24 protein-coding genes and 1 pseudogene are annotated in these 26,367 nt (G+C 71.3%); 11 read left to right on the forward strand and 14 right to left on the reverse strand.

Annotated elements, in window-relative coordinates; translation table 11 throughout:
- Window positions 1–3 precede the first annotated feature (3 nt).
- Together ABD355_RS34150 and ABD355_RS34155 are read right to left on the reverse strand one after the other, a co-directional pair.
- The gene (locus ABD355_RS34150; protein ID WP_344404793.1) at window positions 4–1,251 is read right to left on the reverse strand and encodes an ABC transporter substrate-binding protein; all 1,248 of its coding nucleotides are present in this window, start codon (window positions 1,249–1,251) and stop codon (window positions 4–6) included.
- Window positions 1,252–1,302: 51 nt separating this feature from the next.
- Entirely contained in the window at window positions 1,303–2,838 is a 1,536-nt protein-coding gene (locus ABD355_RS34155) for a gamma-aminobutyraldehyde dehydrogenase (protein WP_344404794.1), read from the reverse strand.
- Window positions 2,839–3,048: 210 nt separating this feature from the next.
- Between ABD355_RS34155 and ybiA the strand changes: the two genes are divergently transcribed.
- Complete coding sequence (gene ybiA / locus ABD355_RS34160) at window positions 3,049–3,633, forward strand: riboflavin biosynthesis intermediates N-glycosidase (RefSeq protein WP_344404796.1); 585 nt, start codon at window positions 3,049–3,051, stop codon at window positions 3,631–3,633.
- 438 nt (window positions 3,634–4,071) lie between these two features.
- Here the strand turns inward: ybiA and ABD355_RS34165 are convergent, their stop codons facing one another.
- A complete protein-coding gene (locus tag ABD355_RS34165; RefSeq protein WP_344404797.1) occupies window positions 4,072–4,791 on the reverse strand; it encodes a DUF4190 domain-containing protein in 720 nt (239 codons plus the stop codon).
- 107 nt (window positions 4,792–4,898) lie between these two features.
- Here ABD355_RS34165 and ABD355_RS34170 point away from each other — a divergent pair.
- Window positions 4,899–6,055 (forward strand): annotated as a pseudogene (locus ABD355_RS34170) (adenosine deaminase); the annotation flags it as partial.
- 34 nt (window positions 6,056–6,089) lie between these two features.
- Window positions 6,090–6,776 (forward strand): glycerophosphodiester phosphodiesterase, encoded by a 687-nt coding sequence (locus tag ABD355_RS34175; RefSeq protein ID WP_344404800.1) that lies wholly within the window; start codon window positions 6,090–6,092, stop codon window positions 6,774–6,776.
- A 4-nt stretch (window positions 6,777–6,780) separates the two neighbouring features.
- Here the strand turns inward: ABD355_RS34175 and ABD355_RS34180 are convergent, their stop codons facing one another.
- The 6 genes from ABD355_RS34180 to ABD355_RS34205 all read right to left on the reverse strand — a co-directional run bounded on the left by ABD355_RS34180 (window position 6,781) and on the right by ABD355_RS34205 (window position 12,220).
- Window positions 6,781–8,460 carry an RNA polymerase sigma factor gene (locus ABD355_RS34180; protein ID WP_344404802.1) on the reverse strand — a complete coding sequence of 560 codons (1,680 nt, stop codon included), beginning with the start codon at window positions 8,458–8,460 and terminating at the stop codon, window positions 6,781–6,783.
- A gap of 1,175 nt (window positions 8,461–9,635) precedes the next feature.
- On the reverse strand, window positions 9,636–10,160 hold the full coding sequence (locus ABD355_RS34185) for a hypothetical protein (protein ID WP_344404803.1): 525 nt from the start codon (window positions 10,158–10,160) through the stop codon (window positions 9,636–9,638).
- Window positions 10,161–10,207: 47 nt separating this feature from the next.
- A complete protein-coding gene (locus ABD355_RS34190; RefSeq protein WP_344404804.1) occupies window positions 10,208–10,657 on the reverse strand; it encodes a hypothetical protein in 450 nt (149 codons plus the stop codon).
- On the reverse strand, window positions 10,641–11,132 hold the full coding sequence (locus tag ABD355_RS34195) for a sigma-70 family RNA polymerase sigma factor (RefSeq protein WP_115905582.1): 492 nt from the start codon (window positions 11,130–11,132) through the stop codon (window positions 10,641–10,643). The genes ABD355_RS34190 and ABD355_RS34195 overlap by 17 nt, the downstream gene beginning before the upstream one ends.
- A gap of 99 nt (window positions 11,133–11,231) precedes the next feature.
- On the reverse strand, window positions 11,232–11,846 hold the full coding sequence (locus ABD355_RS34200; protein WP_344404805.1) for a class F sortase: 615 nt from the start codon (window positions 11,844–11,846) through the stop codon (window positions 11,232–11,234).
- The gene (locus tag ABD355_RS34205) at window positions 11,843–12,220 is read right to left on the reverse strand and encodes an LPXTG cell wall anchor domain-containing protein (RefSeq protein ID WP_344404806.1); all 378 of its coding nucleotides are present in this window, start codon (window positions 12,218–12,220) and stop codon (window positions 11,843–11,845) included. The genes ABD355_RS34200 and ABD355_RS34205 overlap by 4 nt, the downstream gene beginning before the upstream one ends.
- Window positions 12,221–12,438: 218 nt before the next feature.
- On the opposite strand from ABD355_RS34205, the gene ABD355_RS34210 reads away from it, so the two are divergent.
- Window positions 12,439–13,104 carry a YceI family protein gene (locus ABD355_RS34210; RefSeq protein ID WP_344404807.1) on the forward strand — a complete coding sequence of 222 codons (666 nt, stop codon included), beginning with the start codon at window positions 12,439–12,441 and terminating at the stop codon, window positions 13,102–13,104.
- Window positions 13,105–13,133: 29 nt separating this feature from the next.
- On the opposite strand, the gene ABD355_RS34215 is transcribed toward ABD355_RS34210, so the two are convergent.
- Both ABD355_RS34215 and ABD355_RS34220 read right to left on the reverse strand, forming a co-directional pair.
- Window positions 13,134–14,324, reverse strand: a complete 1,191-nt coding sequence (locus ABD355_RS34215) for a polyamine ABC transporter substrate-binding protein (protein WP_344404808.1) — start codon at window positions 14,322–14,324, stop codon at window positions 13,134–13,136.
- A 140-nt stretch (window positions 14,325–14,464) separates the two neighbouring features.
- Window positions 14,465–15,904: a gamma-aminobutyraldehyde dehydrogenase gene (locus tag ABD355_RS34220; RefSeq protein WP_344404809.1), complete on the reverse strand. Its 1,440-nt coding sequence runs from the start codon at window positions 15,902–15,904 to the stop codon at window positions 14,465–14,467.
- 178 nt (window positions 15,905–16,082) lie between these two features.
- Here ABD355_RS34220 and ABD355_RS34225 point away from each other — a divergent pair, with 178 nt between their 5' ends.
- From ABD355_RS34225 to ABD355_RS34255, 7 genes are all read left to right on the forward strand, one after another.
- Complete coding sequence (locus ABD355_RS34225) at window positions 16,083–16,601, forward strand: Lrp/AsnC family transcriptional regulator (protein ID WP_266961142.1); 519 nt, start codon at window positions 16,083–16,085, stop codon at window positions 16,599–16,601.
- Window positions 16,602–16,620: 19 nt separating this feature from the next.
- On the forward strand, window positions 16,621–17,985 hold the full coding sequence (locus tag ABD355_RS34230; protein WP_344404811.1) for an aspartate aminotransferase family protein: 1,365 nt from the start codon (window positions 16,621–16,623) through the stop codon (window positions 17,983–17,985).
- 198 nt (window positions 17,986–18,183) lie between these two features.
- Window positions 18,184–18,924 (forward strand): ABC transporter ATP-binding protein, encoded by a 741-nt coding sequence (locus tag ABD355_RS34235; protein WP_344404812.1) that lies wholly within the window; start codon window positions 18,184–18,186, stop codon window positions 18,922–18,924.
- The gene (locus tag ABD355_RS34240; protein ID WP_344404813.1) at window positions 18,906–20,309 is read left to right on the forward strand and encodes a hypothetical protein; all 1,404 of its coding nucleotides are present in this window, start codon (window positions 18,906–18,908) and stop codon (window positions 20,307–20,309) included. The genes ABD355_RS34235 and ABD355_RS34240 overlap by 19 nt, the downstream gene beginning before the upstream one ends.
- A gap of 97 nt (window positions 20,310–20,406) precedes the next feature.
- Window positions 20,407–20,814 (forward strand): VOC family protein, encoded by a 408-nt coding sequence (locus tag ABD355_RS34245; RefSeq protein WP_344404815.1) that lies wholly within the window; start codon window positions 20,407–20,409, stop codon window positions 20,812–20,814.
- A 38-nt stretch (window positions 20,815–20,852) separates the two neighbouring features.
- Window positions 20,853–21,974: an LOG family protein gene (locus tag ABD355_RS34250; RefSeq protein ID WP_344404816.1), complete on the forward strand. Its 1,122-nt coding sequence runs from the start codon at window positions 20,853–20,855 to the stop codon at window positions 21,972–21,974.
- A gap of 162 nt (window positions 21,975–22,136) precedes the next feature.
- Window positions 22,137–22,826, forward strand: coding sequence for an LAETG motif-containing sortase-dependent surface protein (locus tag ABD355_RS34255; RefSeq protein ID WP_344404817.1), 690 nt, complete (start codon window positions 22,137–22,139; stop codon window positions 22,824–22,826).
- Between the two features lie 62 nt (window positions 22,827–22,888).
- On the opposite strand, the gene ABD355_RS34260 is transcribed toward ABD355_RS34255, so the two are convergent.
- Genes ABD355_RS34260 through ABD355_RS34270 form a run of 3 tightly spaced genes read right to left on the reverse strand, consistent with a single transcriptional unit; the run spans window position 22,889 to window position 26,333 of the window.
- Window positions 22,889–23,686: a maleylpyruvate isomerase family mycothiol-dependent enzyme gene (locus ABD355_RS34260; RefSeq protein WP_344404818.1), complete on the reverse strand. Its 798-nt coding sequence runs from the start codon at window positions 23,684–23,686 to the stop codon at window positions 22,889–22,891.
- Between the two features lie 25 nt (window positions 23,687–23,711).
- Window positions 23,712–24,731, reverse strand: a complete 1,020-nt coding sequence (locus ABD355_RS34265; protein WP_344404819.1) for an ABC transporter ATP-binding protein — start codon at window positions 24,729–24,731, stop codon at window positions 23,712–23,714.
- A complete protein-coding gene (locus tag ABD355_RS34270) occupies window positions 24,732–26,333 on the reverse strand; it encodes an ABC transporter permease (RefSeq protein WP_344405025.1) in 1,602 nt (533 codons plus the stop codon). It lies immediately after the preceding gene.
- Window positions 26,334–26,367 lie beyond the last annotated feature (34 nt).

Below are 26,367 nucleotides of genomic sequence, written 5' to 3' on the forward strand. Positions count from 1 at the left end.
TCGTCACGCCCCTGTGAGCTTCGCGAACTTCTGCTGGTAGGCCGTCTCTTCCTTCGAGCTCAACGAGCGGAAGGCATGGGACTTGGCCTGCATGGCCTTGTCGGGGACGATCAGCGGGTTGCTCGCCGCCGACTTGTCGATCTTGGCAAGGTAGGGAACCACTCCCGCGACCGGGCTCACGTAGTTGATGTACGCGGCGAGTTCGGCGGCCGGCTCCGGCTCGTAGTAGTAGTCGATGAGCCGCTCGGCGTTCGTCTTGTGGCGGGCCTTGTTGGGGATCAGCATGTTGTCGGTCGACGTCATGTAGCCGCTGTCGGGGATGACGTAGCCGACGTCCGGGTTGTCCGCCTGCAGCTGGACGATGTCGCCGCCCCAGGCGACACACGCGGCGAAGTCGCCCTTGGTGAGGTCCGACGTGTAGTCGTTGCCCGTGAAGCGGCGGATCTGGCCCTTGTCCACGGCCTTCTGCAGACGGGCGATCACCGCGTCGAAGTCGTCGTCGGTGAACTTCGCCGGGTCCTTGCCCATGTCGAGCATGGTCATGCCGATGCTGTCGCGCATCTCGGTCAGGAAGCCGACCCGGCCCTTGAGTTTGGGGTTGTCGAGCAGGTCGGAGACCGACTTCACCTCTGTGCCGTCGAGCGCCTTCTTGTTGTAGGCGATGACGGTCGAGATGCCCTGCCAGGGGTAGGAGTAGGCGCGCCCGGGGTCCCAGTCGGGGCTGCGGAACTGGTCCGACAGGTTGGCGAAGGCGTGCGGCAGGTTGGACGCGTCCAGTTTCTGGACGTAGCCCAGGCGGATCATGCGGGCGGCCAGCCAGTCGGTGAGCACGAGGAGGTCACGGCCGGTGTCCTGGCCCGCGGCGAGCTGCGGCTGGATCTTGCCGAAGAACTCGTCGTTGTCGTTGATGTCCTCGGTGTACTTGACCGTGATACCGGTCCGCTTGCCGAACGCGTCCAGCGTCGGGCGGTGTTTGCCGCTGTCGTCCACGTCGATGTACTCGGGCCAGTTGGAGAAGTTGATCACCTTCTCCTTCGCCGAGTGGTCGTCGGCGGACACACCGCCCTGTGTCTTGCCCGCGGCGGGGATCCCGCAGCCGCTCAGCGCCGCGAGACCGCCGACTGTGAGCGCGCCGCCCGCGGAGGCGCGTATCAGGGACCGCCGGGTCATCGCCGCCCGGCCGTTGCTCAGGCTGCGCCGCATCGCGGCCGCCACGGCCGGCGTCGGGCGGTCGGGCTCGTACTGCTCCATGCGCGTGGTGCCCTTTCGGGAGTGTGGCCGCCGGTCGTGCGGCCGGTTCGGCTAGCGGTCCCCGAAGACGGTGCGGTGCCAGTCCTTCCTGGCCACCGCCGTGTTGTCGAACATGACGTGCTTGATCTGCGTGTACTCCTCGAACGAATACGCGGACATGTCCTTGCCGAAGCCGGACGCCTTATAGCCGCCGTGCGGCATCTCGCTGATGATCGGGATGTGGTCGTTGATCCACACGCAGCCCGCCTTGATCTCGCGGGTGGCACGGTTCGCCCGGTAGACGTCACGGCTCCAGGCGGAGGCGGCGAGGCCGTACGGGGTGTCGTTGGCGAGCCTGATTCCCTCGTCGTCGCTGTCGAAGGGCAGGACCACCAGAACCGGTCCGAAGATCTCCGCCTGGACGATCTCGCTGTCCTGGGCGGCGTCCGCGACCAGGGTGGGCCGGTAGTAGGCGCCGTTCTCGAGTTCGCCCTTGGGGGCCTCGCCGCCGGTCACCACGCGCGCGTAGGAGCGCGCCCGGTCGACGAAGCCGGCGACGCGGTCGCGCTGGACGTGCGAGATCAGCGGGCCGAGGTCGGTGCCGGCCGTGAAGGGGTCGCCGAGCCGGACGGTCTCCATCAGGGCGGCGGTCCGCTCGACGAACGCCTCGTAGAGCGGGCGCTGCACGTACGCGCGCGTGGCGGCCGTGCAGTCCTGCCCGGTGTTGATGAGCGCGCCCGCGACCGCGCCGTTGACGGCGGCCTCCAGGTCCGCGTCGTCGAAGACGACGAAGGGCGCCTTGCCGCCGAGCTCCAGGTGGAGGCGCTTGACGGTGGCGGTGGCGATCTCGGCCACGCGCTTGCCGACGGCGGTGGAGCCGGTGAAGGAGGTCATGGCCACGTCGGGATGGCCGACGAGACGCTCACCGGCCTCCTTGCCGGTGCCGGTGACGATGTTGACGACACCGTCCGGAATGCCGGCGTCGGTGGCCGCCTGCGCGAACAGCAGTGAGGTGAGCGGGGTCAGCTCGGCCGGCTTCAGCACGATGGTGTTGCCCGCGGCGATCGCCGGGAGGATCTTCCAGGCGGCCATCTGGAGGGGGTAGTTCCAGGGCGCGATCGACCCGACGACACCGATGGGCTCACGGCGTACGTACGAGGTGTGGTCACCGGAGTACTCACCGGCGGACTGCCCCTGCAGGTGCCGGGCGGCGCCCGCGAAGAAGGCGGTGTTGTCGATGGTGCCCGGGACGTCGAACTCGCGCGTCAGCTTCAGCGGCTTGCCGCACTGCAGGCTCTCCGCGCGGGCGAAGTCCTCGGCGCGGTCGGCGAGTACGGCGGCGAAGCGGTGCAGCGCGTCGGAGCGCTCGCCGGGGGTGGTGGCGGCCCAGCCGGGGAAGGCCTCGCGCGCGGCGGCCACGGCCGCGTCGACGTCGTCGGGGCCGGCCAGTTCGTACGTGTAGACCTCCTCGCCCGTCGACGGGTCGACGACCGCGTGCGTACGGCCGGAGGTGCCCTTCGTCAGGCGGCCCGCGATGAACTGCGCGCCGTCCGCGAAGCGGTCCTGTGCGGGGAATCGTTCCGGGGTGGCGGTGCCCGGGTTCTGCATGTCGCTCTCCTCCGCCGTCGCCCCGTGGCTCAGGGGGCGGGTGGCGTAGCTCCAGCTCGATTTGAGTGCCGATCCTGACAGAGCTATGGCACTCCTACAAGGGATTCCGTTGTTGCCTTTCGGTTACGCGACGGAATCTGTCGACCAGGTGTCGAGTGAGCTCGGAAAAGGGGGGACGGAGTGTCAGTGGTGACTGCGAGACTCGCATGCATGGAAAAGATCACGGGGGAGTTCGCCACCGGGAGGATCGACTCCCGGGAGGCACTGGCCAGGGCGGTCCGCGCGGGAGTACGCGTCAAGTACCTCCACTTCTGGGGGCATCGGGCGCGGCCGGACGGCCGGGTGGGGCCGAGCTGTCTGAGCCAGTGGTGGCCGTCGCCGTTCACGGTGGACGGGGTGGCCTACGCGACCGCCGAGCACTGGATGATGGCGGCCAAGGCGCGGCTGTTCGACGACACGGAGGCGGAACGGCGGGTGCTGGCCGCGGGCCATCCGTCCCAGGCCAAGAAGGCGGGGCGGCTGGTGCGCGGCTTCGACGAGGCGATATGGGAGCGCGAGCGCTTCGGGATCGTGGTCGAGGGCAGCGTCCACAAGTTCGCCGCGCACGCGGACCTACGGCAGTTCCTGGTGAACACCGGCGACCGGGTCCTGGTCGAGGCAAGCCCCGTGGACCGGGTGTGGGGCATAGGCCTCGCGGCGGACGACGAGGCGGCAACCGATCCGGAGCACTGGCGGGGCCCGAACCTACTGGGCTTCGCACTGATGGAGGCACGGGAACGGCTGCGGAAGAAGTGAGCGGACCCGCCCGCGCACCCGGCCCGCTTGCGCCGGGCGGGACGAGCCAAGCTGGGCGAGGCGGAGCGGGGCCAGGCGGGCGTCCGGGCGACGCGGGCCGAGCCAGCCGAGGCAGATGCGCGGCCGCGCGAGGCTGGCGTGTAGCCGGACCAGGCAGGCGGGACAAGACGGGCCAGGCAGTCCGCCGGACCAGGCCGTTGGGACAAGCCATGCGGGCCGGACAAGGCGAGCCAAGCCAGGCCAGGCAAGCGGGCGACCGGGCGACACCAGCCAAGCCAGCCAGTCACCGAGCGACACGGCGAGGCAGGTGCGCCGGCAGGCCAGGCCCGCGGGACCAGCCGGGCCGGACTAGCGGGCGAGGCAGGCGGGTGGGCAAAGCAGCCGATCCGTCCTGATCTGCCCGTCTCGTCCCCCATGCCTCGCCGGGCGTGGCCGGTGTCAGGTGCCGGTCGCCAGTGGGGCCGAGAGGCTGGGGGCGGAGTTGTAGGAGGGACCCTCGTCCACTCTGTTCCTCTCGTCGTGCACGGCGGCGACGATCGCGATGATCATCAGGACCATCGTGGCGATGCCGAGGACGATCCCGACGATGCCCGTGATGAAGCCCGCCTGGGCCTGACCGCGGTTGTTGGCCTCGCCGCGGTCCGCCCGCCGCTTCCCCTTGACGCCGAAGACGACCGCGAGGACACCGAGGACGACGGAGACGATGCCGTAGAGGCAGAACATGCAGCAGGACAGGATGCCCAGCACCATCGCCGCGGTGCCCATCCCGTTCTGCGGGTACGGCTGCATACCGGGCCAGCCGTAGCCCTGCGGGTAGGCGGGGTAGCCGTATCCACCAGGTGCCGCCGGGCCCTGCGGCCCGACGCCGGGGCCGGTCGGCGCTATAGGCGGGGGCGGCACGGCGGACTCGGACCAGCCGTCGGGGGCGGGGGGCGCATGGCCGGGAGCACCGAACCCGGGCGGGGTGAAGCCGTCGCCCGGCAGGGACGTCACGGTGGCCTGGTCGTGCACCTGCGGCGGCTGCTGGTCCTGCGGGAGAGGCTGCTGCCCGGCCGCGGCCGGCTGCCCGCCCTTCTCCAGCGAGGTCTTGCGCTCCGGCGGCGCCCACGGGTCGTGGTCTGCTCCTGCGCCCCCGCGCGGCTCTGTCTGGTCCGCCACGTTCCGTGTCCCCCTCGGTCGATCGTCAGGCCATCGTATAAGCCCTGTCCCAGCGGTTCCGCCGCCCGGTCGGCACTTGCGCGACGGCGGCACCGCCGCGTCGGGACCCGGCCTACGATGATCCCGACCCACCGATCAGCCGATCACCCGCGTCCCGCTCGGGCCAGCCGCCCGGGGGCGCCGTTCCGGGGAGGAACCCTTGACCCAGCACCTGGGCGCTTTCGCCGCCGCGCCGCGCGACCTGCACGCCTTCATCGCCGGACTGCCCAAGGCCGAACTGCATGTGCACCACGTCGGCTCCGCCTCCCCCCGGATCGTCTCGGAGCTGGCCGCCCGGCACCCCGACTCCAAGGTGCCCACCGACCCCGAGGCCCTGGTCGACTACTTCACCTTCACGGACTTCGCCCACTTCGTCGAGGTGTACCTGTCCGTCGTGGACCTGATCCGCACCCCGGAGGACGTACGGCTGCTGACGTACGAGGTCGCCCGGGACCTGGCCCGGCAGCAGGTGCGCTACGCCGAGCTGACCGTCACCCCGTGGTCCTCGACCCGCCGCAACATCGACGAGCGGGCCTTCATGGACGCCATCGAGGACGCGCGGAAGGCGGCGGAGGCAGAGTTCGGGGCGGTGCTGCGCTGGTGCTTCGACATCCCCGGCGAGGCCGGTCTCGAGGCCGCCGAGGAGACGACGCGGCTCGCCACCGACGACCGGCTGCGGCCGGAGGGCCTGGTGTCGTTCGGGCTCGGCGGACCCGAGATCGGGGTGGAGCGGCCGCAGTTCAAGCCGTATTTCGACCGGGCGATCGCGGCGGGGCTGCGCTCCGTGCCGCACGCGGGCGAGACCACGGGGCCGGAGACGGTGTGGGACGCGCTCACCCATCTGCGGGCCGAGCGCATCGGGCACGGCACGAACTCCTTCCAGGACCCGAAGCTCCTCGCGCACCTCGCCGAGCACCGGATCCCGCTGGAGGTCTGCCCGACCTCCAACATCGCCACGCGCGCGGTCCGCAGCCTCGACGAGCACCCGATCAAGGAGTTCGTGAAGGCCGGGATCGTCGTCACCATCAACTCCGACGATCCGCCGATGTTCGGGACCGACCTCAACAACGAGTACGCCGTCGCCGCACGGCTGTTGAACCTCGACGCGGAGGGCCTCGCCGCGCTCGCCAAGAGCGCGGTCGACGCCTCCTTCCTCGACGAGGCCGGCAAGGCCGCGATCCGGGACGAGATCGACACCTACACCTCGGCCTGGCTCGCCCCCTGACGCCGTCCAGCAGGACGGCCTCCACAATGGGGCCATGCAGAACGTGACCGCCGTGGCCCATCGCGGCGACCCCTACCGCGTCCGCGAGAACACGATCGACTCGCTGCGTTCCGCGCTCCGACAGGGCGCGGACGCGGTCGAGATCGACGTACGGCTCACCAGGGACGGCGTGCCCGTGCTGCTGCACGACGAGACGCTGAAACGGCTGTGGGAGCACGAGCGGCCGCTCCGCTCGCTGTCCGCTGCCGAGGTGCGCGGTCTCACCGACGGCGGGGTGCCGACGCTCGCAGAGGCGCTGGCCGCCACCGACGGCACCCGGCTGATGCTGGACCTGCCGGGGCTGCGGGACGTGCGGGCGGCGCGCCGCATCGTGGATGCCGTACGGGAGGCGGAGGCGGCCGACCGCGTCTACTACACCGCCGACGCCACCGCGATGCTCGCCGTCCGCGCCGCCGACACCTCCGCCGAGATCGCCCTGACCTGCACCAGCCTGGCGCCGCCGCGCCCCGCGCTGCTCGCGGCGGTGAAGCCGCGCTGGCTCAACTACCGCTTCTCCCTGGTGGACCGCGACCTGGCCGCCCGCGTCCACCACGACGGGTATCTGCTGTCCGTCTGGACCCCGGACACCCGCCGCTCCATGCGCCGCCTCATCGACCTCGGCGTCGACTCGATCACGACCAACCGCGTCGACGTCCTGTGCGCCCTGCGGGGCGGCGGCTGAGCGGCTAGACCCGTGAGCGCTGGGCCACCGTCGCCGGGTCGGACGGGGACGCACGGGTGACGTACTGCGGGACCGGGGTGTCGTCCTTGCCGGTGTCGCGGACCAGGCCGTAGCGGATCGCGCCCTGGGCGGGGCCGGTGGTGATGTCCTTCTCGACGGCGTCCCAGGTGGTCGGGAAGACGTTCAGGTTGTAGTCGGCGCCGCGTTCGTTCACGGTGAGGGTGACGCGGCCGTCGAGGTAGAAGTACTCGTTCTGCCACATCTGCTGGGTGCCGGGCGGCAGCACGTCGAAGCCGGTCGCCTTGCTGCCCATGCCGGTGGCCGTGGGATCGGTGGTGCTGACGCGGTCGTCCATACGGCGGCCGCCGCCCGAGGCCACATGGAAGAGCCTGCCCTTCAGACCGGTCCAGCTCGGCGGGACCAGGCCGCCGGGCCGGTACTGCGGTTCGAGCTGCCAGCGGACCAGGACATAGCCCTGGCCGGTGAGCGTCACGCCGTCTCCGCGATGGGTCATGGTGGCGTGCGCTCCGCCGGTGCTGGTGATGCCGGAGGCGGGCCGGTGCGGGAGGGCGGCGGGCCGGGTGTCCGGGGCGGGCGCCTTGTCGACGGCGTCGACGACGCTGCCGTACAGCTCGTTCTTCTCCTTCGTCTTCGTCACCGAGGGGGACGGGGAAGGCGTGGGCGGGGCGGACGGGGGCGGCGGGCGGTGGGTGCTCGACGCCGTGGGGGTGTTGGAGGCGCGCGGGGGCGGACTGTGCGGGGTCTGGGTGACGACGTAGGCGCCGCCCGCGACGATGGTCGCGCTCGCCGTGACGGCGACGGCGGGCTTGGTCAGGACGCCGAGTACCTTGGCGGACCAGCCGATCGAGCCGGCGGCCACGGTCGTCTTGCCGCCGAGGGCCAGGGAGAGCGTGAAGCCGACCGGGACCGGCACGAGGGCGATGCCGGCCAGGAGCCGCTCCGCCGGTACGACCGACTCGCGGCTGTCGCCGCAGTAGGCGCAGCCCCTGATGTGGCGGGCCAGGCGCTTGCGCCAGACCGAGTCGGGCCGCCCGTCCCAGCGGCCGGTCAGCTCCCGCAGCTGCGGGCATGCTCCGTCGAGCGCACGCACGATGCCGCGGGAGGTCTCCAGGCGCTCCTTCATCCGCTGGACGCGTACGGCGGCGTGCTGCCTGCTGATGCCGACGGCCGCGGCCAGCTCCCGCCGGGTCAGCTCGCCCGCGACCTCCAGCCACCACAGCGACAGCAGCTGCCGGTCCTCGTCGTCCAGCCAGCGCACCGCCTCCGCGACCTCGCGCCGCTGCCCCTCCAACTGCAGCCGCAATACGGTGAGTTCGGCGAAGTCGGTGGCCTCCCGGGCGGCGCCCTCGTCCAGTTGCCGAGGGGACCTTCGGCGCGCCCGGTCCCGTATCTGCCGCATGGCGATCGCCATCAGCCAGGACCGGAAGCTGTCCGGGTCGCGGAGCGAGCCGAGGTTGTCGACGGCGCGCAGCATGGTCTCCTGGACGACGTCGTCGACGTCGGCGTGACCGTTCAGGGCACGCCCGACGACGTTGTAGACCAACGGCAGCCAGCCCGTGACGAGATCGTCCAGTGCCTGCCGGTCACCGGCCTGTGCTGCCGCGATGGTGGAGCGCCACTGATGCCCGGCCCGCTCGTCCACGTACGTCCTCTCCCGGGTCATATGCCGCTGGACCGCACCTTCTCAGCCGTACCGGGGGTGGTGGCTATGTCGGGGATCACAGTGGGCGCCGGGCGCTGGCGGGGCATGTGGGGGCTCCCGGGTGTGAGAGGAATGCGGGACGCGAGAGGAGACGCCGTGGAGACGGGCGGGATAACACTTTTTTCGCCGAGCCCGGCCGACGGTCGCCGCCCGCGGCCCGTCCGGCCGCACGCCGCGACCGCCGGACTCCCGAACGCGGACGTCACCGCCGCGCTCCTCAGGGCCGGTGACACTTGCGGCAGCGCGGACGGGCGACGAATACCCGATTCCGGCCGGATCGACGACGATGCACCCGGCCGCCGGCGGATCGCGCTCCCGGCGGTCAAGCGGCAAGCACCGGGCCGGCGAGCGAGCCCGGGCCAACGGTCGGCGCGGCGCCTCCGGCCCGACCCCGCGGGCCTGTACGCCGCGACCGCCGGACTTCCGGCGCTCAAGCAGCCGGCGCCAGCGTGGTGATCGGGCCGGGCGAGGCGAGCCCGGGCCTACGGCGGGCACCCCTCTCCGCCCGCCACGTCCGGCCCGACTCCGCAGGCCTCCACGCCACGATCGGCCGACTCCCGGCACGCACACAGCGAGCGCCCGTGCGCTGTCCGGGCCAACGGTCGGCACCCGTCTCCGCCCGCCACGTCCGACCCGACTCCGCAGGCCTCGACGCCACGATCGGCCGACTCCCGGCACGCACACAGCGAGCGCCGGTGCGGTGTTCGGGCCGACGGTCGGCACCCGTCTCCGCCCGCCACGTCCGACCCGACTCCGCAGGCCTCCACGCCACGATCGGCCGACTCCCGGCACGCACACAGCGAGCGCCCGTGCGCTGTCCGGGCCAACGGTCGGCACCCGTCTCCGCCCGCCACGTCCGACCCGACTCCGCAGGCCTCGACGCCACGATCGGCCGACTCCCGGCACTCGCACAGCGACCGCAGGGGCGCTGTCCGGGCCAACGGTCGGCACCCGTCTCCGCCCGCCACGTCCGACCCGACTCCGCAGGCCTCCACGCCACGATCGGCCGACTCCCGGCACTCGCACAGCGAGCGCGGGTGCGGTGTTCGGGCCGACGGTCGGCACCCGTCTCCGCCCGCCGCGTCCGGCTCGGCTCCGCAGGCCCCTGCACGCCGCGACCGCCGGGCTCCCGGCGCTCAAGCAGCGAGCGCCCCTGCGGTGTTCGGGCCGGTGAGGGTCTCCAGCCGCTTGATCTTCTTCCGTACGACGTACAGCGGGATCACCCCGAAGACCCCGAACGACATGTCGATCACCGACCACCAGAAGGGGATCCCCCGGAGCGGTCCGCAGATCAGGGCGAGCGGGACGATCCCGGCGCAGGCGATCATCGCGAACTCGACGACCCAGATGTTGCGGACCGGGTCGCGATAGGGGCCGTAGAAGGCAACCGCGATGACGAGGTGGGCGAAGGCGAGCCAGTCCGTGCCGTAGAGGAGGAAGGGGTAGTCGGCGTCGGCGGTGTCGAGTCCGTGCCGTACGCGCTCGATCCAGTCCATGAGGGCGGGGACGTGGTCCGGGACGGACAGCGACCTCAGCACATCCTCGGTCCAGCGCAGTTCGTGGACCAGGGGGAAGGCCGTGGCGCCGCTGAGCACGAGGCAGACGACGAAGAAGGCCAGCCAGGCGCGGATGCCCTTCAGCAGGGCGGCTCTGTCGCTCATGGCAGCAGCGTACGCCCGTTGTTGAACGTGTTCAAAACTGTTGTCGGTCACCTGCTGGAGGGGATGGCACCTCCGATACGGGCCGACTGCGCGACCGTCGGCACGGAGCTTGCGGACGGCTGGGCGGTGCGGGGGGCCGGCGGGCGGCCGGGGGCCGTGGAGGCGCTGGCGCTGGGAGACGGAGTGTCCGGGGCGGGTGCGGCCTTCGACGGGGGCAGCGTCGAGGGGCTGCTCGCGGGCGGCGGGGCGAGAGGGACCACCGGGGAGGTCGGACCGGCGGAGCCGGTCAGATGCAGGGGCAGCGCTACGAGTGCGGCGACACCGCAGGTCAGGGCCGCTCCGGCAGCCGCGCGCAGGAGACGTCGGCGGGACGCGCCGCGGCGGATTGCCTCGTAGCGGCCGGGGGGTGCGCCGAGGTACTCGGCAGGGGGCCGCAGGAGGACGGTGAGCGGGTCCTCGGGGTCGAAGTCCGGGCCCTCGTCAGAGTGTGTGATCAAGGCTTCTCCTCAGGTGGGCACGGAGCAGTTCGCGGGCCGTGTGGAGGTCGGCCTTGACGGTTCCTTCCTTGCGTCCGGTCAGCACGGACACCTCCCGGATCGGCATGTCAGCGTAGTAGTGCAGCAGGATCGGGACGCGCAGTCGTTCCGGGAGGGACTGCACGAGCAGCCGTACCGAGGGGTCCGTCTGTTCGGGGTGCGGGGCCACCGCGGCCTCCGTGGTCGCCCGGCGCACGGCCCTGCGTTCGCGCTCCAGCTTGCGCCAGTGGTCCCGGACGAGGTTGGCCGCGGTGACGTAGAGGAAGCCGCGCGGCTCCGCCACGGACGTCCAGCGGGCCCAGAGCCGGGTGAACGCCTCCGAGGCGATCTCGTGGGCCGTCTCGTCGTCGTCGACCAGCCGGCGGCACCAGCCGGCGAGACGCGGATAGAGGGCGGCGAACAGCTCGGACGCGGCCTTCTCACGGGACCGTTTCAACGTTCTCCAGGGTCGTGGGGGCACTCGTAGGGGCGCTTGTGGAAGAAGACCCCGGGCCGACGGCGTACGTTCCGCCGGCCCGGGTTCCGGGTGGCCGGGTCAGGGGGCGGCTGAGCTCAGCACCGCGAAGACGATCACGTTGTCGAGGTAGCCGTCACCGGTCCGCTTGCCGCCGCAGGTGATGAGCCGCAGCTCCGGCCGGTTCACGTTCCCGTAGACCTCGCTCGACGGGAAGTGGGCCTTGGACACCGTGCGGACGGCGGTCACGGCGAACACCGCAGCCGTGCCGTTCTCCAGGCGCGCCACGATCTTCTCGCCCCGGTGCAGCTCCCCCAGACGCCGGAAGACTCCGTCCCCGTAGGCGCCGACCGTGACATGGCCGAGGATCACCGACGGACCGGTCTGGCCCGGCGTCGGGGAGTGCTCGTACCAGCCCGCCCGGTCGTGCGCCGCGATCGGCGGCACCTGCACGCTGCCGTCCGCCGCCAGTCCCAGCTTCATCACCGGGGTGTCGACCCCGATGGCCGGTATCCGGAGCCCGACCGGGATGGATCGCCCCACCGCGGACACCGGCTTGGCGGACCTGGCCGGGGGCGGCGCGGAGGCGGACGGCGTGCTCGTGGCGCTGCCGGTGGTGGCGCCGGGGCCGCCGCAGGCGACGAGCAGTGCGGCCAGCGCCATGGCGGCGAGGGCACGCCCGGAGCGCGGACTCATGCCCCGTTCGCCTGCCGGCGGCGTACGAGGAAGACGGCGCCGCCGCCGAGGACGACGGCCGCGGCGGCACCGCCGCCGACCAGCGCACCCGTGTTCGAGGAGTCCGAAGTCGTCGGCGGCACACCGGTGTTCGGCGCACCGCTCGGCACGACGGAGACCTGGCCCGAGGACGGCACCCGGGTCGGAGCCGCGCTCGGCACGGCACTCGGTGCGGTACTGGCGCTGGGCCGCGCACTGGGGGCGGAGGTGGGCGCCTGGGAGGCGCTGGGGACGGGGCTCGGGCTCGTCTTCGCCCCGTCGGCGAACGCGGGCAGCGCGCCCGCCAGCACGGCGGTGCACGCAAGTGCCATGGCACTGAGGCCGGTTCGGCGCATGAATCGCTCTCTTTCGTCGGTCCGTCCGGTGGTCGACCGGTGGACTGCGTGACTGATCGAGCGGAGAGACGAGGCAGCACAGAGGCGGGTTGCAAAGAGATGGCAAAGCCGCTCGGTCGCGGGATCCGGCTCATTGATCGGGGAATTGGTGACGACCGTGTGCGCGGGTCTTGAAGGTGGCTTGCGGCCGTTCTTGTCATGACGTAGGTACGTGAACCATGAACCTTTTCACCCGTGCTGCGTCTCTGCGCCGCCCGGCTCCCCCCACCGCCACCGCTCCGCAACGCACCCTTGAGCGCCCGGCGTTCGCCCCCACAGCGAACCGCGCGGACCCCGCTCTCGCGGCGCTGACCGGAGAGTGGGTGATCGACCCGGCGCACAGCCGTATCGGTTTCTCCGTCCGCCATGCCATGGTGACCACCGTGCGCGGGGCCTTCACCGAGTACCAGAGCCGGCTCTACTTCGACGGCCGCGATCCCTCCCGTTCACGGGCCGAGATCGTGCTGTCCACGGCGTCCGTCGACACCGGCGTGGAACAGCGCGACGCGCACCTGATCGGCCGTGACTTCCTGGACGCGGCGAACCATCCGCGGATGCGCTTCGTCAGTACGACGGTCCAGCTCGTCGAACCCGACGTCTACCGCATGAACGGCGAGCTCACCATCAAGAACACCACCCGCCCCGTCGACCTGGAGCTCACCTACATCGGGCACGTCGTCGACGCGTTCGGGGACGAGCGGGTGGGCTTCGACGGCACGACCACCATCAACCGTTCCGAATGGGGCCTGACGTACAGTCAGAAGCTGGCGGAGGGCGGTGCCATGGTGAGCGAGAAGGTACGCCTCCAGTTCGACATCGCCGCCATCCGGACGCTGCCCGCCTGACCGGGGGCGGCGCCCGCCCGCCCCGCGCCTCACAACCCCACGATCTTGTTCCACCTCTTGGCGAACTCCACCCGCTCCGTCGACGTGATGTCCCGGGCGATCACGAGCCGTTTGCGCATCTCGGCGTCCGGGAAGATCAGCGGGTTCTGGGCGAGGGCCGCGGTGTCCTTGTCCTTGGCGGCCGCGAGGACGTCCTGGGCGGCGGGGACGGGGCAGACGTAGTTCACCCAGGCGGCGAGTTCGGCGGCGACCTCGGGCGCGTAGTAGTAGTCGACGAGCCGCTCGGCGTTCCTCTTGTGCGCCGCGCGGTCCGGGATCATCAGGGAGTCGGCCCACAGCTCCGCGCCCTCCTCGGGCACGACGAAGCGGATGTGCGGGTTGTCGGCCTGGAGCTGGATGACGTCGCCGGAGTACGCCTGGCAGGCCAGGACATCGCCGCTGACCAGGTCCTTGGTGTAGTCGTTGCCGGTGAAGCGGCGGATGTGGCCTTGGGCGACATACTTCTCGACCTGGTCGCAGACCTGGTGGAAGTCGGCCGCCGTCCACCTGGTGATGTCGACGCCGTTGCCCTGCATCAGCAGCGCGAACGCCTCGTCCAGGCCGGACAGCAGGGTCACCCGCCCCTTGAGGTCGCTCGCCCACAGGTCCGAGACATGGCGGATCTCGCGGCCGAGCCTGCGGCGGTCGTACGCGATACCCGTGATGCCCGACTGCCACGGCACCGAGTACCTGCGGCCGCGGTCGAAGGCGGGCGAACGCAGCTGGGGGTCGAGGTGCTCGGCCACGTTCGGCTGCCCCGCCCGGTCCATCTCCTGGACCCACCCGAGCCGCACGAACCGCGCGCACATCCAGTCGCTCATGACGATCAGATCGCGGCCGGTCCGCTGGTGGTTCATCAGGGCGGGGCTGATCTTGCCGAAGAACTCGTCGTTGTCGTTGATCTCCTCGGTGTACTCGACGGAGATCCCCGTGCGCTTCTCGAAGGCCGCAAGTGTGGGCCGCCGGTTCGGGTCGTGGTCGTCGGTGTCGATGTACAGCGGCCAGTTCGCCCAGGTCAGCCGTTTGTCACGGGCGGACAGATCGGCGACGGCACGCTCACCGGGCCGCACATACGCGGCGGGCACCCCGCAGCCGGCCAGACCGCCGAGCACCGCACCACCGCCCAGCGCGCGCAGCAGGGACCGACGGGAGCGGGCGGAGGTCTTCGGCGTGAGGGGCATGGGCGCAGCATGCCGTCCCTGCCTGTACGCCGACAATCGACGCAGCGTCGAGTACGCCCGCACCGGGCGGACACCCTGTCGAACGGCGCGGCCCCGGACGGCAGTTGATCCGTCCGGGGCCGCGTGTCACGTCGTGGTGACTAGGCGTCCAGCGAGGTCATCACGTGCTTGATCCGCGTGTAGTCCTCGAACCCGTACCCCGACAGGTCCTTGCCGTAGCCGGACTTCTTGAACCCGCCGTGCGGCATCTCCGCGACCAGCGGGATGTGCGTGTTGATCCACACGCAGCCGAAGTCCAGCTTCTTCGACATCCGCATCGCACGGCCGTGGTCCTTGGTCCACACCGACGAGGCGAGCGCGTACTCGACGCCGTTGGCCCACTGGACGGCCTGGTCCTCGTCCGTGAAGGACTGGACGGTGATGACGGGACCGAAGACCTCCTTCTGGATGATCTCGTCGTCCTGCTTCAGCCCGGAGACCACGGTCGGCGCGTAGAAGTAGCCCCTCTCGCCGACCTGGTGACCGCCGGCCTCGACCTTGGCGTGCGCGGGCAGCCGCTCGATGAAGCCGGCCACCTGCTTCAGCTGGTTGGGGTTGTTGAGCGGGCCGAACAGCACGTCCTCGTCGTCCGGCTGCCCGGTCTTCGTCTCGGCGGCCGCCTTGGCGAGCGCGGCCACGAACTCGTCGTGGATGCCCTCCTGGACGAGGACGCGGGTCGCCGCCGTACAGTCCTGGCCGGCGTTGAAGAAGCCCGCGACGGAGATGTCCTCCACGGCCTTGGCGATGTCGGTGTCCTCGAACACGACGACCGGCGCCTTGCCGCCCAGCTCCAGGTGGACCCGCTTGAGGTCCTTGGACGCGGACTCGGCGACCGACATGCCCGCCCGCACCGAGCCGGTGATGGAGGCCATCGCCGGGGTCGGGTGCTCGACCATCAGCCGGCCCGTGTCCCGGTCACCGGTGATGACGTTGAAGACGCCCTTGGGCAGGATCGACCCGATGATGTCGGCCATCAGGACGGTGGACGCCGGGGTGGTGTCCGAGGGCTTCAGCACGACCGTGTTGCCCGCCGCGATCGCCGGGGCGAACTTCCACACGGCCATCATCATCGGGTAGTTCCACGGCGCGACCTGCGCGCAGACGCCGACCGGCTCGCGGCGGATGATGGACGTCATCCCGTCCATGTACTCGCCGGCCGAGCGGCCCTCCAGCATCCGGGCCGCACCCGCGAAGAAGCGGATCTGGTCGACCATCGGCGGGATCTCCTCGGAGCGCGTGAGCCCGATCGGCTTGCCGGTGTTCTCCACCTCGGCCGCGATGAGTTCCTCGGCCCGCTCCTCGAACGCGTCCGCGATCTTCAGCAGGGCCTTCTGGCGCTCGGCGGGGGTGGTGTCGCGCCAGGCAGGGAAGGCCGCGGCGGCGGCCGCCATCGCGGCGTCCACATCCGCCTGGCCGGACAGCGGCGCGGTCGCGTACGCCTCGCCCGTCGCGGGGTTGACCACCTCGGTGGTCCGTCCGTCGACGGCGTCCCGGAATTCACCGTTGATGTAGTTGCGCAGACGACGCAGCTCGGTGCTCACTGCCGGCCTCCTGTCAGGTCTGATCTGTTTCGGCTGTCCAATGACTGAGACACCCACCCTAATCCGCGCCCCCACGTTTTCAACACCCCCAGTCGCATCAAGACTGCGAAATCCGCAGGTCTCAGTCACGTAAACAACGAATTTCATCGGTCCGCCCTTGCGGAACCGTCGAGACGTCGTGCACAGTGAGGTCGTGGCCAGTCGAAGCGCAGAGCAAAGGGACTCGTCCCGCGAGTCCAGGAACGGCACTCCCCATCTGGATGCCGTCTCCCTCGCCATCATCGAACAGCTCCAGGAGGACGGCCGCCGGCCGTACGCCGCGATCGGCAAGGCCGTGGGCCTGTCCGAGGCGGCCGTGCGCCAGCGCGTCCAGAAGCTGCTCGACCAGGGCGTGATGCAGATCGTCGCCGTCACGGACCCGCTCACCGTGGGCTTCCGCCGGCAGGCGATGGTCGGCGTCAACGTCGAGGGCGACGTGGAGAAGATCGCCGAAGCGCTGACTGACATGTCGGAAGTCGAGTACGTGGTGATGACCGCGGGCTCGTTCGACATCCTCGCCGAGATCGTCTGCGAGGACGACGACCACCTGCTGGACGTCATCAACAAACGCATCCGGGCGCTGCCCGGCGTGCGCTCCACCGAAAGCTTCGTCTATCTGAAGCTGAAGAAGCAGACCTACATGTGGGGAACCCGATAACCGTGAGGACCCGATAACCGTGAGCTCCAAGGACCTCAGCAAGACCGCGTACGACCACCTGTGGATGCACTTCACCCGCATGTCCTCGTACGAGAACTCCCCCGTGCCGACGATCGTGCGCGGCGAGGGCACCTACATCTACGACGACAAGGGCAAGCGCTACCTCGACGGTCTCGCGGGCCTGTTCGTGGTCCAGGCCGGTCACGGCCGCACGGAGCTCGCCGAGACCGCCTTCAAGCAGGCGCAGGAGCTGGCGTTCTTCCCGGTGTGGTCCTACGCCCACCCGAAGGCCGTGGAGCTGGCCGAACGTCTCGCCGACGAGGCCCCGGGCGACCTGAACAAGGTCTTCTTCACCACCGGCGGCGGCGAGGCGGTCGAGACCGCCTGGAAGCTCGCCAAGCAGTACTTCAAGCTGGTCGGCAAGCCCACCAAGTACAAGGTCATCTCCCGCGCGGTCGCCTACCACGGCACCCCGCAGGGCGCCCTGTCGATCACCGGCCTGCCGGGCCTGAAGGCCCCCTTCGAGCCGCTGGTCCCGGGCGCGCACAAGGTCCCGAACACCAACATCTACCGCGCGCCGATCTTCGGCGACGACCCGGAGGCCTTCGGCCGCTGGGCCGCCGACCAGATCGAGCAGCAGATCCTCTTCGAGGGCCCGGACACGGTCGCCGCGGTCTTCCTGGAGCCGGTGCAGAACGCCGGCGGCTGCTTCCCGCCGCCGCCCGGCTACTTCCAGCGGGTGCGGGAGATCTGCGACCAGTACGACGTGCTGCTGGTCTCGGACGAGGTCATCTGCGCCTTCGGCCGCCTCGGCACCACCTTCGCCTGCGACAAGTTCGGCTACGTCCCGGACATGATCACCTGCGCCAAGGGCATGACCTCGGGCTACTCCCCGATCGGCGCGTGCATCGTCTCCGACCGCCTGGCCGAGCCGTTCTACAAGGGCGACAACACCTTCCTGCACGGCTACACCTTCGGCGGCCACCCGGTCTCCGCGGCGGTCGGCCTCGCCAACCTCGACCTGTTCGAGCGCGAGGGCCTCAACCAGCACGTGCTCGACAACGAGGGCGCCTTCCTGTCCACCCTGCAGAAGCTGCACGACCTGCCGATCGTCGGCGACGTCCGCGGCAACGGCTTCTTCTACGGCATCGAGCTGGTGAAGGACAAGGCCACCAAGGAGTCCTTCAACGACGAGGAGACCGAGCGCGTCCTGTACGGCTTCCTCTCCAAGGCCCTGTTCGACAACGGCCTGTACTGCCGTGCCGACGACCGCGGTGACCCGGTCATCCAGCTCGCCCCGCCGCTGATCTCCAACCAGGAGACCTTCGACGAGATCGAGCAGATCCTGCGCGGCACGCTGACGGAGGCCTGGACGAAGCTCTGACCTCCCGGCGGTTCAGCCGTTTATACGGCCCGGGGTGCACCCGTACGAGTGAGAAGGGTGCACCCCGGGCCGCGTGCTGTCCGGCGTCGGCGCCCCCGCTCCTTAGCGTGCCTGGTAACCGATCGGCCCTGTCCTCGTTCCCCCGCACGGGGGAACAAAGATCACGGGAACCACAGATCCGAACCGAGGTGTACGCCCATGGAGGCCCCGCCGGACAACGACGTGCTCTGGGCACGCTCACTGCATTTCCAGCACAGTGACGGCTCGCCCGCGCTCAGCGGCGTCTCGTTCGGTGTCCGGGAGGGCGAGATCCTCGCCGTCAGCGGCCCCCGGGGCAGCGGGAAGACGACCCTGCTGCGCTGTCTGTCCGGCCTGGTGACGGCCCAGCGGGGCGAGGTCTGGTTCAACAGCGTGCCGGTCCACACCATGGCCCAGCCGGCCCGGGAGCGGCTGCGCCGCGACCGCTTCGGCTGGATCGACCCGGCCCCCGTGCTCGTACCCGAACTGAATGCCTGGGAGAACGCCGCCCTCCCGCTGATGCTGCGCGGCACCAGCCGCGAGCGCGCTCGGACGGCCGCCCTGGAGTGGCTCGAACGCCTCGACGTCGGCGACCTGTCCCGGCTGCGGCCGCACGAGATGAAGCAGGCCGAGCGGCAGCGCGTGTCGATCGCCCGGGCCCTCGCCCAGGGCCCCACCGTCCTCTTCGCCGACGAGCCCACGGCCCCCCTGCACCGCGCCGACCGCGCCCACGTCCTGCGCACGCTCACCACGGCGGCCCGTTCGCACGGCATCACGGTCGTGGTGGCCACCCACGACCAGGAGACCGCGGCCATCGCCGACCGCACGCTGTCGCTGCTGGACGGCCGCTGCGTGAACACGGTCCACCTGCCGCCGGTGGCCGAGACGGAAGGCCGGGCCCCGTGCTCGCTCTCCGTCTGACCCGCGGCGCCCACCCGGCCGTACAGCTGCGCCGCCTCCTGGTGGCGGTGGCCTCGGCCGGCACGGGCTTCCTCCTGCTGTGCGCCCTCGGTTACGCGATGAGCCATCCGCAGAACCCCGGCGGTTCGGCGCTGCGTCTCGCCTGGTGCCTGACCCCGCTGGCCGCCACCGTGCACTTCGCGGTGGCGGTGGCCCGCACCGACCCGGCCACGAGACCCCGCGGCGGCCTCTCGGCCATCGGTCTGGGCCCGTTCCGTCTGATGGCGGTGTCGGCCACGACGACGGCCCTCTCCTGCACGCTGGGCTCGCTGCTGGCCCTGCTCGTCTTCCTCGACCTCCGCGGAGACCTCACGGGCGTCCCGTTCGACGGCGCGGCCTCGGTGTTCCTGGCCGCCGACCAGCCACTGCCCGTCCCGGCGGCCCTGACCCTGCTGGCGCTGATCCCGGCGACCGCGTCGGCGACGGTGGCGCTCGTCCTCCTCCCACGGGACGCCAGGCCGGCCGCGGCACGGGCGGTGGCACGGCACTACGGCCGCTTCGGGGCATACGGCCGGACGGTGGCACGGGAGACCTTCGGGACGTACGGCCGCTTCGGCGCCCGCCTGCGCACCCAGCCCACGGGCGGCCGTACGGCCGGGTCGGCTCCCGAGCCCGAGACAGGCGGCACCCCGCCGCCGCGGGCGAGCGACCCCGCCCCCACGGCACCGCCCCCGGGCGACGACTCGACCGGTGCTCAGCCGGACGCCGACCACTCCCCGCCCCTCCCTCCGGCGCCCGGCAGCACCCCCTCGGGCCTCCCCTGGGGCGTCTCCGTCCTCACCGCGGGCCTGGCCGTGCAGGCCTACGCCACCCGGGCGTCGACCACCCCCGCGCCCCGCCTCCCCGGCGGCCTTGCCACCGGCGCCCCCGCGGTCCTCCTCGGCTGGGTGCTCACCGCCCTCGGCCTCGCCGTCGCCGGCCCCGGCCTCGCCCATCTGTGCGGCCGCCTCCTCCAGGCGGGGCGCCCCGGAGCCCTCCGGCTGCTGTCCGGTCGGGTCCTCATGGAGGAGGCCACCCGCATCGGCCGCCCCCTCGGCATCGTCTGCGCGGTCGCCTCCGGCACCTACGCCATGGCCGCCCTCTACGAGACGAGCACCCCCGTCTTCGGGCCGCTCACCACCCTCGGCACGCTCCTCGTCTCCGGCTGCACCGTCGCCACGCTGCTCACCGCCGCCGTGGAGGCCAAGCACGCCCGGGCCGAGACCACGGCAGCCCTGCTGCGCCTCGGTGCCCCCGCCGCGATGCTGCGCAGCGCCGCCGTCCTGCGGGTGGGCGCACTGCTCGCCCTGTTCGTCCCGCTGACCCTGATCGTGGCGGAGCTCGCGGCCCTGCCACTGGCCCGCTGAAAATTCGTACGCCCGGATTTCCCGGGAACCGATGAGTTCCGCGCGGGCCCCCGGTCTACCCCTGCGAACAGCACGCATCCGATGGGAGAGACCTCACATGTACCAGCAGATGATCTTCGTGAACCTGGCCACCGACGACGTCGAGGCGTCGAAGAAGTTCTTCACGGAGCTCGGCTACACGATCAACCCGCAGTTCAGCGGCGACGACTGCGCCTGTGTCGTGATCAGCGACACCATCATCGCGATGCTGCTCAGCAAGCAGCGGTACGCGGACTTCACGAAGAAGGAGATCGCGGACTCGACGAAGACCAGCGAGGTGCTGATCTGTCTGAGCGCCGAGAGCCGCGAGAAGGTCGACGAGCTGGTGGGCAAGGCGGTCGCGGCCGGCGGCACCGCCAACGACGACGTCCAGGACCACGGCTACATGTACGGCCGCTCCTTCGACGACCTCGACGGCCACAGCTGGGAGGTCGTGTGGATGGACCCGGCGGCGGTCCAGGGCTGACCGGAAACTCCGGGGAACGGCGTGCCTAGCATGGGCCCGTGCAGACGAGCCCGGCCCATGCGGCCCACCACGACGAGCGTGAGATCGAGACGCTCGAGGACTTCGACGCGACGGTGTCGGCCCGCGGCACCCTCGCCGGCTACCGCGTACAGGCCGTCGATCTGACGGACCGTACAAGGGAGTTGCTCACCACCGACACCGCCGAGGCGGTCTTCCTCGGCTGTCCGATGCGGGAGGAGGCGGCGACGAAGGTCCGCGCCGACGGAGCGCTGGTCTTCCCGCCGGTCCCGCATCTGCCCTTCGACCCGTACCGCGGGCACCTGTACAAGCCCGACGAGCTGTTCGCCTCGCTGGAGAAGGGGTACGAGCAGACGCCGGACGCCCTCGCCTACGCCTGGTTCCAGCGCACCAAGGCCGATGGCGACATATTCGCCTCGATGCTGCGTGCCGTGCACGACGACTCCATCTCCGACGCCCTGGACGAACTGCTGCGCGGGGCGCGGGTGGTGGGTGTCATGGGCGGTCACGCGATGGCACGCGGGACGGACGCGTACGCCGGTGCCGCGCGCCTCGGCCGTGAGCTGAGCCGCGCCGGGTTCACCGTGGCGACCGGTGGCGGCCCGGGAGCGATGGAGGCGGCGAACCTGGGCGCGTACGCGGCGCCGTACGAGGACGGCATGCTGGAGGAGGCCTGCCAACTCCTCGCGAAGGCACCGTCGTTCGTGCCCTCGATCACCGAGTGGGCCCGCGCCGCCTTCGAGGTGCGCACCCGCTGGCCGAAGGGCAACCACTCCCTCGGCATCCCCACCTGGTTCTACGGCCATGAGCCGCCGAACCCCTTCGCCTCGCACATCGCCAAGTACTTCGCCAACGCCACCCGCGAGGACGGACTGCTGGCCCGCTCGAACGCGGGTGTGGTCTTCCTGCCGGGCGCCGCCGGGACCGTACAGGAGATCTTCGACAACGCGACGCCCAACTACTACGAGTCGCGCGGCGAACCGACGCCGATGGTGCTCGTCGACCGCACGCACTGGACGGAGCACCTGCCGACCTGGCCCCTCTTGCAGTCACTCGCCCGGGAACGCTCGATGGAGTCCCGTATCGCCCTCGTTGACCGGATCGAGGAGGCTCCGGCGGCGCTGAAACGTCTCGGCGGTTAATAAGAGCGTAAAGCCAATGACCCTGGTACGCCTGCGCATTGACACTCCTTATCGAACGCTTATAAACCTTTGAGTCTCCTGGGGAGTGTGAGGCTTCACCTCCACTGTCGCTTCACGTCCCTCGTCAACCCCCCGCAGTTGCACCTCCCGTGAAGGGCAAACGTGTCCATATCCCGCCGTACCGCACGTCGTTCCGTGCAGATCCTGGGCGTCGCCGCCGCGTCCTCCGCGCTCGCGCTGAGCGCTGCGGGCTCCGCGCTCGCCTGCAACATCAATGAGTTCTCCGCCGAGGCCAAGTGCGTCGGCGGCAAGGGCGTCATCAACGTCACCGACGTCGACGCCTCCGGTACCCCCGCCACGGTCACCGTGTACCTGGAAAACAACGGTGCCGACGTGAAGACGGTCGGCTCGAAGGACGTCACCGGTTCCCGCGAGGGTGTCACCATCACCTTCGACGAGAACTGGTCGCCGAACGCCGAGTACCGCATCCGCGTGCAGGCCGGGCGCGACAAGGACCACCTGATCGTCGACAAGGACATCACGCCGAACCTGACGACCCCGTCCGAGGGCTGCTCGAAGGGCGAGTCGACCCCGCCTGCGACCCCGGCGCCGTCGGAGTCCGCCTCGACCCCGGCCGAGTCCCCGAGCCCGACCCCGTCGGCTTCGGAGAGCGCCCCGGCCGGCACCTCGTCCAACGCCCCGTCCCCGGCCGCCGGTGACTCGAACCTCGCCGAGACCGGTGCGAACTCCAACACCGGCCTGATCGCCGGTATCGCCGGCGCGCTGGTCGTGGTCGGCGGCGGCGCCGTCTTCTTCGGCATGCGCCGTCGTGGGGCGAACAGCAGCCGCTGACGCCTCCCGCAGAACAACACCGTGGCCCGTCCCCGTATCCCCGGGGGACGGGCCACGGTCGTTCACCCGAAGGTCGCCCGCTCCAGCCAGAACTCCAGCAGCTTCCGGTCGCCCAGGATCTCCAACTCGGGGCTGTCCAGGGGCAGTCGGCGGTAGAAGGCGAGCAGCACGGAGGTGAGGGGCCCACGCAGGGCGACGGTCGCCTTCCCGTGCGCCCGGCGCCAGCCGACGCCGTCCTCCCCGATCTCCACGACCCACTCGGCGTTCAGCTCGGCGCCGGTGTCGGTGGCATGCAGATGGATGCTGCGGGCGGAGCCCCGCAGCTCCTTGGCGGCCTCGTGCGGGTCTGTACGCTGGATGTACTCCACGATCTCCAGCCACTCGTCGATCGCGTCCGCGGCAATGTCGGGGGCCACTTCGTACGGCAGCCCCGCGGCAAGCGTGGCGTCGGCCCGGTGCACGGTGATCTCGTGGGCCATGCGGCGGGCCCAGAAACCGGCGGTCTGGGGTGCGGCCCAGCCCCACACCTTCGCGTCGGGCCCGGCCTCGCGCAGGGCGCCCACGGCCAGTTCGCCGGCCTCCGCCAGCCATGCGTCGAGGGCGGCGGCGTCACCCGGGGCCTCGGGGCCGTCGCCGCGGGGTACGTCCTCGTCGGGGATGTTCTCCTGTGCCCGGGTGCGCACCAGCGTCCCGGACCAGCGCAGGGCTCCGCCCATGTGCAGGACGAGCATCTCCAGGGTCCAGTCCGGGCAGGTCGGCACGGTCGCGCTCAGGTCGGCGCCGCTCGTCACCACCGCCCTCAGCTGGTCCACCTGATGGGCGATTTCGTCGCAGTAACGATCATGCTCAAGAAGTGTCATCCCGCGCACCCTATGCGCGAACCCCTCAGCCGAGCACCACGATTTCGGCCGCGTCGAACTCCACCCCGACCGCCTCCCCGACCTCCGGCGCCTCCCGCAGCGCCACCGCCGCCTCGATCCGCGGCGCCTCCTCCGGCTGCACCTGTACGGCGACATGGGTGCCCTTGAAGGTGCGTGCGGCCACGGTGCAGCGCAGGCCCTCGTCGGCGGGGACGAGCCGGACACCGGCGGGCCGCACGAGCAGCGTGCGCGTGCCCTGTGGGGCGTCCTGGGGCACCGGCAGCTTGCCCCAGGGGGTGTCCGCGGCCTCGCCGCTCACCATGCCCTCGACCACGTTGTCGAAGCCGAGGAAGCGGGCCACGAACTCGTCCGCGGGACGCTGCCACACCTCCAGTGGCGTACCGGACTGGGCGATCCGCCCGTCCCGCATCACCACGACCCGGTCGGCGAGCGCGAAGGCCTCGCCCTGGTCGTGTGTCACGGCGAGGACGGTGGTCCCCAACTGCCCGAAGAGTTCCCGGAGTTCGACGACCAGTCGCTCCCGCAGCGAGCGGTCGAGCTGGCCGAGCGGCTCGTCCAGCATCAGCAGCCGCGGGCGGGGCGCGAGCGCACGGGCGAGCGCGACGCGCTGCTGTTCACCGCCGGAGAGCGAGGCGACGGCCCGGCGTGCGGCGCCCGGCAGCCCGACGAGGCCGAGCAACTCCCGTACCCGCTCGCCCTGTCGGGGGCGCGTGGCGCCGTGCATGCGCAGCCCGAAGGCGACGTTGCCGCCCACGTCACGCTGCGGGAACAGCTGATGGTCCTGGAACATCAGGCCCACCTCCCGCTTGTGCGCGGGCACGCCCGACTGGTCGCGTCCGTCGAGCAGCACCCGCCCCGAGGACAGCGGCTGGAGCCCGGCCACCGCCCTCAAGAGCGTCGACTTGCCGCTGCCGCTGGGCCCGAGCACGCACACGATCTCGTGTTCGGCGACATCGAGGCCGACGGCGTCGAGCACGGCCCGCCCGCCGAACCGTACGGTCGCGTCCTCAAGGCTCAGCAGCATCTAGAACTCCCCGCTCCGGTCGGTGCGCAGCCGCTCGAGGACCAGCAGCGCCACCGCGCACACCACCATCAGAATCGTCGAAAGGGCCATCGCCTGCCCGTAGTTGAGGTCGCCCGGCCGGCCGAGCAGCCGCGCCACGGCGACCGGCAGCGTCGGGTTGTCCGGTCGCGCGATGAACACGGTCGCCCCGAACTCCCCCAGTGACACCGCGAACGCGAACCCGGCCGCCACCAGCAGCGCCCGCCGCACCATCGGCAGGTCGACCTCCCGCCACACCCGCCACGGCGACGCCCCGAGCACGGCCGCCGCCTCCCTGAGCCGCGCGTCCACGGCCCGCAGCACCGGCAGCATGGTCCGTACGACGAAGGGGGCGCCCACCAGCGCCTGCGCGAGCGGCACCAGGATCCATGAACTGCGCAGATCCAGCGGCGGCTTGTCCAGCGCGATCAGGAAGCCGAAGCCGACGGTCACGGCGGAGACGCCCAGGGGCAGCATCAGCAGCGCGTCGAAGCCACGGACCAGCCGGCCCGCGTCCCGGCGCGCGAGCGCCGCGGCGGCCAGACCGCCGATCGCCACGGCGATGGCGGTCGCGGCGAGAGCGTACTGGAGCGAGTTGCCGACGGCCTGGATCGGCGGCACGAGGAAGGTCCCGTCGTCGTCGTGGGTCAGTGCCCGGTAGTAGCCGAAGCCGGAGGCGCCGAGGGACCGCTGCACCAGCACGGCGAGCGGCAGCACGAGCAGCACGAGGACGGTGGCGAGGACGGTGGCCAGCAGCGCCCACTGCCCGGCCCCGCGCGGCCGCCGCGCCGTGATGTTCGCGTCCACCAGCCGCAGGGCGGTCTCCCGCCGCCGTACGGTCCAGGCGTGCACGGCGAGGATCGCGCCGACGGCGGCGAACTGGACGATCGTGAGCACGGCGGCGGTGGACAGGTCGAAGATCTCCGAGGTCTGCCGGTAGATCTCCACTTCCAGGGTGGAGAAGGTCGGGCCGCCGAGGATCTGCACCACGCCGAAGGAGGTGAAGGTGAACAGGAAGACCATCAGCGCGGCGGCGGCCACGGCGGGCGCGAGCGCCGGCAGGGTCACCTTCCGCCAGGCCCTGAACGGTGACGCGCCGAGCATTCGCGCCGCCTCCTCCTGACGCGGGTCGAGCTGCCCCCACAGGCCGCCGACGGTCCGTACGACCACGGCGTAGTTGAAGAAGACATGCGCCAGCAGGATCGCCCAGACGGTGGTGTCCAGCCGTACGCCCCACAGCTCGTCGAGCAGTCCCCCGCGCCCGACCAGCGCCAGGAACGCCGTACCGACGACGACCGTCGGCAGCACGAACGGGACGGTGACGACGGCTCTCAGCACCTGCTTGCCGGGAAAGTCGAGGCGCGCGAACACATAAGCGCCGGGGAGCGCGACCAGCAGCGTGAGTGCGGTGGAGGCGAGCGCCTGCCAGGTGGTGAACCACAGGACGTGCCGGATGTCGGACTGTGTGACGACGTCCGCGATCCGCCCGAGCTGCCACTTCCCGTCGACCTTGAGCCCGCGCGCCACGATCGCGGCGACGGGCCAGGCGAAGAAGGCGGCGAAGAACAGGGCGGGCACGGCCATCAGACCGAGCCGCACCGCGCTCCCCGTACGCCTT

Source organism: Streptomyces longisporus, assembly GCF_039532765.1.
Taxonomy (GTDB): Bacteria; Actinomycetota; Actinomycetes; order Streptomycetales; family Streptomycetaceae; genus Streptomyces; species Streptomyces longisporus.

Excerpts from the sequence above, each read along its gene's own strand:
- ABD355_RS34200 (WP_344404805.1), bottom strand. The coding sequence starts at position 11,846 with ATGAGTCCGCGCTCCGGGCGTGCCCTCGCCGCCATGGCGCTGGCCGCA.
- ABD355_RS34205 (WP_344404806.1), bottom strand. The coding sequence starts at position 12,220 with ATGCGCCGAACCGGCCTCAGTGCCATGGCACTTGCGTGCACCGCCGTG.
- ABD355_RS34185 (WP_344404803.1), bottom strand. The coding sequence starts at position 10,160 with ATGAGCGACAGAGCCGCCCTGCTGAAGGGCATCCGCGCCTGGCTGGCC.
- ABD355_RS34175 (WP_344404800.1), top strand. The coding sequence starts at position 6,090 with ATGCAGAACGTGACCGCCGTGGCCCATCGCGGCGACCCCTACCGCGTC.
- ABD355_RS34150 (WP_344404793.1), bottom strand. The coding sequence starts at position 1,251 with ATGGAGCAGTACGAGCCCGACCGCCCGACGCCGGCCGTGGCGGCCGCG.
- ABD355_RS34260 (WP_344404818.1), bottom strand. The coding sequence starts at position 23,686 with ATGACACTTCTTGAGCATGATCGTTACTGCGACGAAATCGCCCATCAG.
- ABD355_RS34215 (WP_344404808.1), bottom strand. The coding sequence starts at position 14,324 with ATGCCCCTCACGCCGAAGACCTCCGCCCGCTCCCGTCGGTCCCTGCTG.
- ybiA (WP_344404796.1), top strand. The coding sequence starts at position 3,049 with ATGGAAAAGATCACGGGGGAGTTCGCCACCGGGAGGATCGACTCCCGG.
- ABD355_RS34235 (WP_344404812.1), top strand. The coding sequence starts at position 18,184 with ATGGAGGCCCCGCCGGACAACGACGTGCTCTGGGCACGCTCACTGCAT.
- ABD355_RS34155 (WP_344404794.1), bottom strand. The coding sequence starts at position 2,838 with ATGCAGAACCCGGGCACCGCCACCCCGGAACGATTCCCCGCACAGGAC.
- ABD355_RS34180 (WP_344404802.1), bottom strand. The coding sequence starts at position 8,460 with ATGACCCGGGAGAGGACGTACGTGGACGAGCGGGCCGGGCATCAGTGG.
- ABD355_RS34210 (WP_344404807.1), top strand. The coding sequence starts at position 12,439 with ATGAACCTTTTCACCCGTGCTGCGTCTCTGCGCCGCCCGGCTCCCCCC.
- ABD355_RS34270 (WP_344405025.1), bottom strand. The coding sequence starts at position 26,333 with ATGGCCGTGCCCGCCCTGTTCTTCGCCGCCTTCTTCGCCTGGCCCGTC.
- ABD355_RS34245 (WP_344404815.1), top strand. The coding sequence starts at position 20,407 with ATGTACCAGCAGATGATCTTCGTGAACCTGGCCACCGACGACGTCGAG.
- ABD355_RS34265 (WP_344404819.1), bottom strand. The coding sequence starts at position 24,731 with ATGCTGCTGAGCCTTGAGGACGCGACCGTACGGTTCGGCGGGCGGGCC.